Consider the following 11,022-nt stretch of genomic DNA (forward strand, 5'->3'; position numbering starts at 1 on the left):
TGAGTGGGGATGGAGTGGGGCAAATGAATCGCCTCCCTCGCATTCTAAGACTAAGTATCTGAAAATAATGGTGGGCGCGGCAAGGATTGAACTTGCGACCCCACCCGTGTGAAGGGTGTGCTCTACCACTGAGCTACGCGCCCGTCCGTGGCGCTGGTGCACCGGACAGGCGCGCGCCTTTACGCCGCGATGGGCGCCATTGCAAGCGTTGCTATCGTCCGAAGAGGGCCACCAGCTTGGCCAGCAGACCGTCGAGCCGGGCAGGGCTGGTGACGCGGTCTTTGACCGAAGGGCAGGCGAGGCACATCGCCTGCATCCCGCGCGCACCCATCAGGCGGTCGACATCGGCCTCGATGCGGGCGATTTGCGCCTGTTGACGCATCGCGATCAGCCCGGCGACATCGCGCCCTTCCGCCGCTTCTTCGCCTTCCCCGATCAGCAGGCTACGCAGCAGGGTATCGGCGGGGCTGGGCTCGGTGCCGATATATTGCGCATGCCAGTCGCCGTCCTCCAGATTGGCCTGCTGGGCGGCCCAGGCCAGGGCTTCGTCCAAACCGCCATATTGGTCGACGAGCCCGAGCTGCCGCGCGGTGCCGCCATCCCATACCTGACCCTGGCCGATCCGGTCGGCCTGATCGCGCGAAAGATTGCGCGCGCTGCCCACACGGCTGAGGAAATCCTCATACCCGTTCTCGATCGAGGCCTGGACGATGGCATCCACCTCCGGCGTGAAACCGCCGATGATGTTGGGCTGGCCCGATAGCGGCGTCGTGCTCACGCCGTCAGTGGTGATTCCGATCTCGGCCGCGGTATCCTCGAAGGTCGGGATGACGGCGAAAATGCCGATCGAGCCCGTGATCGTTTCCGGTTCGGCGAAAATGCGGTCTGCGGGCGTGGATACCCAATAGCCGCCACTGGCCGCGACATTGGCCATCGAAACGGCAATCGGGATGTTTTTCGCCTTGTGGCGCAGAATCGCCTCGCGGATCGCCTCGCTCGCCAGGACCGATCCGCCGGGTGAATCGACTCGCACTACCAGGGCTTTCAAATCGTCGTCGAGCGCTTCGTCGAGCAGATCGGCGATCCGGTCGCCACCGGCGATGCCCGGTCCGGCGTCGCCATCGACGATCTCCCCTGCCACGGTAACGACACCTATGGCGCTGCCCGAAGTGGGAGCCGGATTGTCCTGTAACCACGCGCCGAGCGAGGTGTGGGGATAGGCATTGGGGCCGTCTCCCCAATCGTCCTCGCCCACCAGTTCGACCAAGCGCGCATCGAAATCCGCGCGGCTTCCGAGCTTATCCACGAGGCCTGCCTCGAGCGCCGCCGTAGCGAGATCGCCGCGTGCGGCCTCTACCCATTCGACCGGCCGAGTCGTTACCCGTTCGATATCGGCGCCGGGGCGGGCCTTCTTGAAATTGGCGCGGTATTCTTCCCATAATGTGGCGAACAGCGCGCTGTAATTCTCGCGCGCGGGTTCGGACAGGCTGGTGCGGTCGTACGGTTCGACGGCGCTTTTATACTCGCCCACCTTGTAGATTCGCGCATTGACCCGAAGCTTGTCGAGCAGACCCTTATAGAAAAGGATATCTCCGCCGGGGCCGGCGATCACGGCCCCGCCCAGCGGATTGAGCCAGACCTCGCTCGCATGAGCGGCCAGGAGCATGGAGTCGTCGGTATAGGCGGTGGCATAGGTGAGGACAGGTTTGTCGGCGGCGCGGACGCGATCCAAGGCCGCGCCGACTTCGGTCAGGTGGACCTGGCCAGCGCCGAGAAACCCTTCGAGATCGAGCACCACGGCCTCAATCCGCTTGTCGGCGGCGGCGGCATCGAGCGCGCGGACGAGGTCGCGTGCCTGGAATTCGCCGATGGGCGCCTGCTGTGACAGGAGCGCCGCGAAAGGATCGACCTTGCTACGTTCTTCCACGATGATGCCCGACAAATCCATCACCAGCGCCCCTTCGCGGACGGCTCCGGGGCTGGGCCGGGCTGTCAGCACTGCGAACAGCGCGGAAAAGAACAAGAGCATGAGGAGCAGGACCAGCCCGTCCTTGATGCCGACCAGCAGGCGCCATACTTTCCCGGCGAAACCCATATGCAAAATTCTCCTAATCCCTCCGGGTTAGGGAAACAGGCGCCGCATTTCCACTGGAAAGCGCTTGAGCGGTCGATAGACGTCGACTAAGGGCGTGGCCTCAATGACATCGACGGAATCCTCGCCCGACAAGGCCCGTTACCCGGCGGGTGCGCTCGCCTTTCCGCATCGCGACCTGATCGGTATCGGTCAGCTGGAACGGCATGAGGTCCTCTTTCTTCTCCACGAGGCGGAGCAATGGGTGGCTTTGAACCGGCAGCCGACGAAGCATGAAGAGCTGCTTTCGGGCCTCACGGTGATCAACGCCTTCTTCGAGAATTCGACCCGCACACTGCTCAGCTTCGAGATTGCGGGCAAACGACTGGGCGCCGATGTCGTCAATATGCACGCTGCGCAGTCGAGCGTGAAAAAAGGCGAGACGCTGATCGACACGGCGATCACGCTCAACGCCATGCGCGCGGATGCGATCGTGATCCGTCATGGATCGAGCGGCGCGACCCAGCTTATCGCGGACAAGGTCGATTGCCCGGTTCTCAATGCCGGCGACGGCCAGCATGAACATCCCACGCAGGCGCTGCTCGATGCCCTGGCACTGCGTCACGCCCTGCGCGATCGCGGCGAAACGGCGGAGGATTTCACCGGACTGAAGATCGTGATTTGCGGGGACATCCTGCATAGCCGCGTGGCACGGTCCAATCTGCTGTGTCTGCAAGCGCTCGGCGCGACAGTGCGCCTGTGTGCACCGCCCGCGCTGATGCCCGCCGGGATCGAAACCATGGGGGCCGAAGCCTACCACGATTTCGACGCCGCGCTCGACGGGGCGGATGTGGTGATGATGTTGCGGCTCCAGACCGAACGCATGAGCGGGCAGTTCATCCCTTCGGCGCGCGAATATCACCATCTCTACGGCTTGACGAAGACCCGGCTCGACCGCGCGGGCAAGGACGCGCTGGTCATGCATCCGGGGCCGATGAACCGCGGGGTCGAGATCGACAGCGAGGTCGCCGATATGATCGATCGTTCGATCATTACCCGCCAGGTCGAAATGGGAGTGGCGATCCGCATGGCAGCCCTCGACGTGCTTACGCGCCGCGCCCGTGGTGTGGATGGCTGGGGAGAGGCAGCATGAAGCAATTGCGGCCCTGTACCATCGTCGGCGGCAAGCTGGTCACATCCGGCGGGCTGGTCGACGGCTGTGTGAGGCTGGTCGACGGGCGTATCGACACGGTCGGCGCGGAAGTGCGGGATGGCGATGAAGTCATCGACGTCGACGGTAAGCTGGTCGGCCCGGGCCTGGTCGATCTCGGCGTATTTGCCGTGGACAAGCCGGCCTTCCATTTCGGCGGAATTACGCGGGCGGCACTCATGCCCGATCAGTCGCCGCCCTTGGACCTGCCGAGCCGGGTTTCGTACATTTCGAAGAGCGGCAAGCCCGATTTCTGGGTCCACCCGCTGGCCGCGGCGACGCGCGGCCTGGAGGGGCGCGAGATCGCCGAACTGGCTCTGATGCGGGAGGCCGGGGCACGCGGCGTCGCAACCGGGCGCCAGTGGATTGCCGATTCGGGCGTGATGCTCCGCCTGCTCCAATATTCCGCCATGCTGGACATGGTGGTGATCGCGCATGCCGAAGATGCTGCTCTCGTTGGTCAGGCAGTGGCAACCGCTGGCGAATTCGCCACGCGCCGAGGCTTGCCCAGCGCGCCAGCACAGGCGGAAGCGATCGCCTTGATGCGCGATGTCGCGCTGGCGGAAATGGCCGGTGCCCGGATTCACTTCCGCCAAGTGACGACGCGGGCGGGGCTCGATATCATCCGCCATGCGAAGGCGCGCGGAGTCGGTGTGACCTGCGGCGTCACGCCTGCGCACTTCATGCTATCCGATCTGGCGACGGTCGATTTTCGTACCTTCGCCCGCCTGTCGCCTCCCTTGCGCAGCGAGGATGATCGCCAAGCTGTACGTGAGGCAATCGCCGACGGAACCGTCGACGTGATTGCGAGCGGTCACGACCCGCGCGGACCGGAAGACAAGCGCCTGCCGTTCTCCGACGCCGAGCCCGGAATGGCCGGGGCTGAGACGCTGCTGGCGATGACCTTGTCGTTGGTGCGCGACGAGGTGATCGATATGTGTCGCGCTTTCGAACTCGTCGCGGCGAAACCCGCGGAGATACTCGGCGTCGAAGCCGGCCGGGTATCCGAAGGATTCGAGGCGGACATCGCGGTGATCGATCCGGACAAGCCCTGGGTTATCCAGAGCGCCCGAATGGAAGCGACTGCGGGCAATACCCCATTCGACGGACAGCCTACCCAGGGCCGTGTCACCAGCCTGTACAAGGGCGGAGTCCGGATCGACAGCTAGGCGATACGAAAGACCCCGCCCGGATCGCTCCGGACGGGGTCGCTCGATGGTACGGTGGATGCGCCTGTTAGCGCGCTGCGACCCGTACGTCGTTCTTGACCACGTCGATGGCACCCGGGAGCGGACGGGCCGATGCATAGGCAATGCACCCGCCACCCTTGCCCTTGACCGTCCTGCACATGGACTGCGCAGCCGCCTTGGCGAAACCGGCGGCGGCCACGCGGTAGTAGATCTTTCCGTTCACGCGCGCCTTGGTGATGACGCGCTCTGCATCTTCCAGTTCGGGATAGCGTTTGCGGAACTGCTTCCATGCCTCGTTGGCATCCGACATCGAGAAGTAGGAGCCCAGCTGGACATTGTAGTCGCCCCCGGCGGCAAGTGTCGGCGTCGCGGGGCTGGTCGTCCGGGAAGGGGAAGCCGCGCGTTTCGGGGTAGAAGCGGGCGTCTGCTGTACGATCTCTTTCGCTACGAAGCGAGTGCTCCCGGCGACGGGTACGAGAGCTGCATCGGCGAGGGCCGCATCTGCGCTGTCGTCACTTGCGCTCGCGGACTCGACCGGAGGCAGTTCCTTAGCGAAGGCGAAGTCACGGGTCGGGGCCTTGGTAACGGGTTCAAGCTCGGTAGCGTCCCCAGCGGCCAGCATATCCACGCTTGGGTGATTGATCAGCGCGAGCATTCTCGGCTGCCCGGGATCTGCCTGCGGCGTCACGCCCAGCAGACTTGCCACGCGGGCGGTAAACGCTTCCGGGCGCACCATGGCGGCCCACTGGGCCATCCGGTCGCCGACTTCGCCAGCGGGCACATCTTCCGCAGCCATGACCCGTGCAGCGCGCCAGTTCCCCTGCAAAGCGTAAGAATAGGCTAGGTTCTGCCGGACCTTGGGTGTGTTCTGGCCAGCGCGCAGCGCGTTGCTCAGCACATGGACACCTTGGTCGGGACGGCCGGCGAGAGCGATTGCCAGACCGAAATCGGCCGGGTCGAGCGCGCTTTCGAAGCGATCTAGAGTGGTAAGGGCGCCGACCTGATCGCCGATGGCGATCTGCGCCAGCGTATAGCTGATAATCGTCCGCGGCGCGGTATCGCCGAGCTCGATCGCTTCGGCAAAGGTACTCGCGGCGGAAGCGAAGCGGCCATCCTTGAGATAGGCATTGGCCAGCAATGTGCGGGTGTAGCCCTCGCGCGGATTGGCGAGGACTGCTGCCTCGGCATGTTGCACGGCCTTGGATGCCTTGCCCTTGGCGAGAGCCTTTTCCGCGTGCTCCGCCGAATAGGCGTGGCTGGGCGCGGTCTTGCCGGTGCATGCTGTAAGTGCGGTAGTCGCCAGCGCCGTGGTCACGGCGAGCTGGACGAACCGTTTGTTTCTGGCTTTCGTCTCGATGCTCATTCTAAATCCCCTCGAAGGCGATCCCACGTCGTTGAAGCTCATTTGGTTCCACCGCGCTGGACTTGGGCGGCGAGGCTTGCGATTTCCGGCATTTCGGCCAGCAATGCGTCGAGCGCATCCGTCACCAATTGCTGCGCACTGCGGCCGCGTACGGTGCAGGCCAGGCGCAGCATGAGATGACGTTCCTGGTCGAGCCTCAGTGTGAAGGCCGCGCGCTTGCCTTGCGCCAGGGCGGATTTCCGAACCGGCGGCCTGACCCGGGTCGGCGTGTCGAGTTGCGCCTGGATCTTGTCGAGGGATTCCCGGACCTGATTGGGCGCGCGGGCTTCGTTGGCGGCCTGCGGAGCGATGGCCACGACTTTCTCGGGAGTCGGCTGGGTCGTACCCTCTTCGTCGTCGCCCAGGTCGTTCCAACCCAGATCTTCCAGATTGGCGGCGGCTTCCTTGCCGTCGACGGGGCCCGGAACGCCCGATTGCGGGCGCATGGCCGGCTTCGCGCCGCCCTTGCGTGCCAAGAGGGTCGAGGAAAGAGAAGCGAAATTGGCGTCAGACATCTGGCGGCCTCCGCCTTTCCGGGCTTACTGGGCTACGCGGCGGCCGAAGCCGCCGGCAGGACGGTGGACACCAGGCAGTGCGGATTGCGCATGCGGTGCGGCGAAGATCGTGCGGCGAAAATTCTTCTCCAGACGGTCGGCGATATATTTCCACAGGGCCGTGACTTCGGCAGCGCTGCGGCTTTCCGGATCCACTTCCATGACCGTGCGGCCATCGATCATCGAGGCGGCGAAATCGGTGCGGTGATGCAGCGTGATGGGCGCGACCGTGCCATGCTGCGACAGCGCAACGGCGGCTTCCGACGTTATCTTGGCCTTGGGTGTCGCGGCATTGACGACGAAGACCAACGGCTTGCCGGCGCGTTCGCAAAGATCGACCGTGGCCCCGACGGCGCGCAGGTCGTGCGGGCTCGGGCGGGTCGGTACAACGATCAGTTCGGCCACCGAAATGACGGACTGAATGGCCATTGTGATGGCTGGCGGCGTGTCGAGTACGGCCAGCTTGAAGCCCTGCTGGCGGAGGATCGCAAGATCGCTTGCGAGGCGGGCGACCGTCGTCTGGGCGAAAGCGGGATACTCGTCCTCGCGCTCGTTCCACCAGTCGGCGAGCGATCCCTGTGGATCGATGTCGATCAAAACCACGGGTCCGGCTCCGGCGCGCTGCGCCTGGACGGCCAGATGCCCCGAGAGCGTGGTTTTGCCCGATCCGCCCTTCTGCGATGCCAATGCCAGTACACGCAAGACTTGGTCCCCCTGGGTTTGCGCCTGTTTCCAGTCCAATGTGCTGCAAGGTTTCGCAGCGGTTTCATCCTGGCAATCGCAGACTACCCCTAATTTTGGGTTAACCGGGCCGTGTGAAGAGCCGGTCGGATGGCGATGATTTGTTGGCAACATTTTGCTAACAGGTGATTTACTATAGGGTGCTGCCGATACAGCGCGTTTGCGCGCGCCGCCGCAGGGAAGGGTTCCGCTTATGCCACGATTTTCGAAAGCAGCTTGGAAGGTCGCGGCCGCGCTGGCCGCGGGCTTGGCATCCAGCCCCGCGCAGGCGGATGTCAAGGCAGGTGTCGATGCGTGGACACGTGGCGATTTCGCTTCCGCCGTGCGCGAATGGGCGGGGCCGGCGGCACAGGGCGATCCCGATGCGCAGTTCAACATGGCACAGGCCTATCGTCTTGGGCGCGGGGTCGAGATCGACACCGAACAGGCCGAAGCGCTCTATGCCAAGGCCGCAGCGCAGGGGCATATCAAGGCCGCCGACAATTATGGCCTGCTATTGTTCCAGCGGGGTGCACGCGAAGAGGCACTGCCTTATATATCCGCGGCGGCGATGCGCGGCGACCCGCGTGCGCAGTACATTCTCGGCATTGCGCATTTCAACGGCGATCTGGTGGCGAAGGACTGGCGCCGGGCTTATGCGCTTCTCACCCTGGCGAACTCCGCCGGTCTGCCCCAGGCGCGCGGGGCCCTGGCGCAAATGGACGAATACGTTCCGCTGGAGGATCGCCAGGCGGCTCAACCGCTTGCCGCATCGCTCAAGGCCGAGGCCGATGCCGCAAGGGCGCGTGAGCTGGCTGCGGTCGATCTCGCCCTCGCAACCGACGCGCCGAGCGGGTCGGCAGTGACGCCGCCCCGCCAGCCGCCGGTCACGCGTCCCGCCGGACCGCCGCAGGGGGGGCGCCAAGCCAAGGGCGCCGGTACGGCGGGGGCGGACTATACCTTGCCCGCGTCGCGCCCGACGGTCATCGCGCGACAGGAAGAGGAAGCGCTGTCCCGTGAAGCGGTGGCAGTGTCGAGCGCGCCTGCGCCTGCCGAACCGCAGCCAGTACCGGCCACGCGCGTCGCCACGTCCGAAGGGCCGTGGAAAGTCCAGTTGGGGGCCTTCGGCGTTCCTGGAAATGCCGAGCGCTTATGGAGCCAGCTATCGGGCCGCGCGGAAATAGCCGGGCGTGAGCGCATGCTTATCAAATCCGGCCGCCTGACCCGGCTTCTGGCAGGTGGCTATGCGTCACGGGCCGAGGCCAACTCAGCCTGTGCTTCGCTGAAGCGCAGCGGTCAGGGCTGCCTGGTTACTCGATAACCGCAATCCGTTTCACAAAGTGGTTGACCGTGCTAATGCGGCGATACGCAAGGAGATCGCATGAGCACGGCATACACTTCCGGACCGGAGGTCGGCGCAACCGGTCCGGCCTTACCGCTCGCAGCATCGGCGAGTCGGCGAATCGCAAGCCTGGACTTCATCCGGGGGCTTGCCGTCATGGGTATTCTGGCGGCGAATATCGTCGCCTTCGGTCAGCCGATGCCGGCTTATATGTTTCCCGACGCTTTCACCGTCCCGCATAGCGAGGCGGAGGACTGGATGTGGGTCGGGCAATTCATTCTGATCGACGGGAAAATGCGCGGGCTGTTCTCGCTGCTGTTCGGCGCTGGAATGTATCTGTTCCTGGAAAAAGCCTGGGCGCGCGGGCAGGGGGTCTGGTTACAAGTCCAGCGACTGTTCTGGCTCGGTGTGATCGGTCTGCTGCACTATTTCTTCATCTGGCGCGGCGACATTCTTTTTCTCTACGCTTGTGCAGGGCTTGCGGGCCTGTTGTTCGTGGCCCTGTCGCGCCGCAAGCAGCTCGTGCTCGGCGTGCTCGGCTATCTGGGCGGATGCCTGCTTTACGGCGGATTCGTGGGCTTTCTCCCCGCGGTCGCGGATACCGAAGTCGGCCAAAATCCGGCCTATTCGGAAATGGCCCGGGAACTGGAGGAGGAGAAGCAAGCCGATCTGGCGGATGGCGAACTCGAGACGCGGCTGATCTCAAGCGGCAGTTATGGTGCGTGGGTTTCGCACAATATCTCCGATCATGCCGGCGATCTGCCGTTTTATCTGTTCCTGTTCTGGTTCGAAACGCTTCCGCTGATGCTGATCGGCATGGCGGCTTATCGGTACGGCCTGTTCGATGGCGGGGTCGATCCCGGACGACAGCGCAAATGGGGTTGGGCGCTGCTGGTGGTCGGGACTGCCCTGACCGTGCCGGTGGCGCTGTGGGCCAAGAATGGCGGATTGACGTATTATGGCACGCTGGCGGCAATGGCCGGCTTCTCAATGCTTCCGCGCGGGCTGATCATTCTCGGTCTCGTTGCTTTGCTGGCCTTGTGGGGGCAGACGGTCAGTGGCGGGCTGGCCGAACGCGTCTCGGCGGCCGGGCGTGCCGCTTTCACGAATTATCTCGGCACGTCGATCCTCATGCTGCTTGTGTTCCACGGCTGGGGTTTGGGATTGTTCGGAGCGCTCGGACGCAGTGAACTGTATCTCGTGATGCTATTCACATGGGTGTTGATGCTGCTGTGGTCCAAGCCCTGGCTCGAACGCTTCCGGTTCGGTCCGCTCGAATGGGTGTGGCGCTGCCTGACTTACCGGAAGCTCTTCCCCTTGCGGCGGTGAAGGCGATTGCCTCTCCCGTCTCTCGCGGCAAGGAAGCGGGGAGATGCCGCAAGCGGGATATCCATCCCTTTTGCTAGTTCGTTTCGCCCAATTCAGCCCGCCATGTAGCAGTGGCGCTTGCTATTGAGAACGACTCGCACTAGATATGCTCTTGCGAATCAATCGCAGGAGTTTTCGAGTGTACGTTTGCATCTGTAATGCGATCCGCGAAAACGAATTGCGCCGTGCGGCGCGTCACGTTTCGGGAGATGCGGAAGCCTGCTACGCTGCCTTGGGCAAGGCCCCCTGTTGCGGCTCGTGCCTCGACGAGGCCGATGATATCCTTCAGGAAGAACGCGAATTCGGATTCATACCCGCGGCAGCCTGATTTCCCGCTAACGCAAATCGCTCGCAACTGGCGGAATTCCGCCACTTTTTACCGATACTACCTTGCCAAGCCGTCTCCTCAGGGCGCATAGGGGCGGCCTATTCAGCAGCAAGGAGACGGGGCCGTGAAAGGCGATCAAAAGGTTATCGAGTTCCTCAACAAGGCGCTCACCAACGAACTGACCGCCATCAATCAATATTGGCTCCACTACCGTGTGCTCGCCGATTGGGGCGTGACCAAGCTCGCCGAATATGAGCGTCACGAATCGATCGACGAGATGAAGCACGCCGACGTGCTGGCCGAGCGCATCCTGTTCCTCAACGGGCTTCCCAACTTCCAGGCGATCCATAAGCTCAAGGTCGGGGAAACGGTGGAGGAAATTCTCAAGGCCGACCTTGCGGTGGAAATGGAAGCGATCCCCTTGCTCAAGGACGCGATCGCCTATTGCGAGGAAGTACGCGACTTTACCACGCGTGAGATCTTCGAGCGCATCCTCGAAAGCGAGGAAGAGCATGTCGATTTCCTCGAGACGCAATTCGACATGATCGCCCGAATGGGGCTGGAAAACTATGTCCAGCTCAACAGCAAACCCGCAGGCGAGGGTGAAGACGGCTGACCGCGTTCACGTGACACGCCAGAACGTGGCATAGTGGCCGCCATGCTTTGAAAGCCGGGCAAGGCGGCGCCCGCCGTCCCAGATTTCCGCATCGCCCGCGCCAACATTGATATCGGCGATAGTCAAAGCGGTAGCGATATCGAGCGCTTCCAGGGCGACGGGTGCGCCGTCCGGCATTTCGCCGTCGTGAATTGAAACGCGGAATTTGTTCATCCTTCGCC

The 11,022-nt window shown here is 63.7% G+C and carries 11 protein-coding genes and 1 tRNA gene; 6 read left to right on the top strand and 6 right to left on the bottom strand.

The window, feature by feature from the left end:
- Nucleotides 1-68: 68 nt before the first annotated feature.
- Both DVR09_RS05610 and sppA read right to left on the bottom strand, forming a co-directional pair.
- Nucleotides 69-143, bottom strand: a tRNA-Val gene (locus DVR09_RS05610).
- A 68-nt stretch (nucleotides 144-211) separates the two neighbouring features.
- Nucleotides 212-2,095: a signal peptide peptidase SppA gene (gene sppA / locus DVR09_RS05615; protein ID WP_115416073.1), complete on the bottom strand. Its 1,884-nt coding sequence runs from the start codon at nucleotides 2,093-2,095 to the stop codon at nucleotides 212-214.
- A 103-nt stretch (nucleotides 2,096-2,198) separates the two neighbouring features.
- Here sppA and DVR09_RS05620 point away from each other — a divergent pair, with 103 nt between their 5' ends.
- Both DVR09_RS05620 and DVR09_RS05625 read left to right on the top strand, forming a co-directional pair.
- A complete protein-coding gene (locus DVR09_RS05620; protein WP_115416074.1) occupies nucleotides 2,199-3,224 on the top strand; it encodes an aspartate carbamoyltransferase catalytic subunit in 1,026 nt (341 codons plus the stop codon).
- Nucleotides 3,221-4,450, top strand: a complete 1,230-nt coding sequence (locus DVR09_RS05625; protein ID WP_115416075.1) for a dihydroorotase — start codon at nucleotides 3,221-3,223, stop codon at nucleotides 4,448-4,450. The genes DVR09_RS05620 and DVR09_RS05625 overlap by 4 nt, the downstream gene beginning before the upstream one ends.
- 67 nt (nucleotides 4,451-4,517) lie before the next feature.
- Here DVR09_RS05625 and DVR09_RS05630 read toward each other — a convergent pair whose 3' ends face one another.
- The 3 genes from DVR09_RS05630 to DVR09_RS05640 are packed head-to-tail and all read right to left on the bottom strand — an operon-like array spanning nucleotide 4,518 to nucleotide 7,129.
- Nucleotides 4,518-5,834, bottom strand: a complete 1,317-nt coding sequence (locus DVR09_RS05630) for an SPOR domain-containing protein (protein WP_162814861.1) — start codon at nucleotides 5,832-5,834, stop codon at nucleotides 4,518-4,520.
- Nucleotides 5,835-5,872: 38 nt separating this feature from the next.
- Complete coding sequence (locus DVR09_RS05635; RefSeq protein ID WP_115416077.1) at nucleotides 5,873-6,388, bottom strand: hypothetical protein; 516 nt, start codon at nucleotides 6,386-6,388, stop codon at nucleotides 5,873-5,875.
- A gap of 24 nt (nucleotides 6,389-6,412) precedes the next feature.
- Nucleotides 6,413-7,129, bottom strand: coding sequence for an AAA family ATPase (locus DVR09_RS05640; RefSeq protein ID WP_115417806.1), 717 nt, complete (start codon nucleotides 7,127-7,129; stop codon nucleotides 6,413-6,415).
- 232 nt (nucleotides 7,130-7,361) lie between these two features.
- Here DVR09_RS05640 and DVR09_RS05645 point away from each other — a divergent pair, with 232 nt between their 5' ends.
- The 4 genes from DVR09_RS05645 to bfr all read left to right on the top strand — a co-directional run bounded on the left by DVR09_RS05645 (nucleotide 7,362) and on the right by bfr (nucleotide 10,801).
- Nucleotides 7,362-8,468, top strand: coding sequence for an SPOR domain-containing protein (locus DVR09_RS05645; protein WP_115416078.1), 1,107 nt, complete (start codon nucleotides 7,362-7,364; stop codon nucleotides 8,466-8,468).
- Nucleotides 8,469-8,528: 60 nt separating this feature from the next.
- Nucleotides 8,529-9,818: a DUF418 domain-containing protein gene (locus DVR09_RS05650; RefSeq protein ID WP_174223726.1), complete on the top strand. Its 1,290-nt coding sequence runs from the start codon at nucleotides 8,529-8,531 to the stop codon at nucleotides 9,816-9,818.
- Nucleotides 9,819-9,996: 178 nt separating this feature from the next.
- Nucleotides 9,997-10,185: a (2Fe-2S)-binding protein gene (locus DVR09_RS05655; RefSeq protein ID WP_115416079.1), complete on the top strand. Its 189-nt coding sequence runs from the start codon at nucleotides 9,997-9,999 to the stop codon at nucleotides 10,183-10,185.
- Nucleotides 10,186-10,309: 124 nt separating this feature from the next.
- Nucleotides 10,310-10,801 (top strand): bacterioferritin, encoded by a 492-nt coding sequence (bfr, locus tag DVR09_RS05660; protein ID WP_115416080.1) that lies wholly within the window; start codon nucleotides 10,310-10,312, stop codon nucleotides 10,799-10,801.
- 6 nt (nucleotides 10,802-10,807) lie between these two features.
- Here the strand turns inward: bfr and DVR09_RS05665 are convergent, their stop codons facing one another.
- Nucleotides 10,808-11,014, bottom strand: a complete 207-nt coding sequence (locus DVR09_RS05665) for a hypothetical protein (RefSeq protein WP_115416081.1) — start codon at nucleotides 11,012-11,014, stop codon at nucleotides 10,808-10,810.
- Between the last annotated feature and the right edge of the window lie 8 nt (nucleotides 11,015-11,022).

The organism is Erythrobacter aureus, assembly GCF_003355455.1.
Lineage (GTDB): Bacteria > Pseudomonadota > Alphaproteobacteria > Sphingomonadales > Sphingomonadaceae > Qipengyuania > Qipengyuania aurea.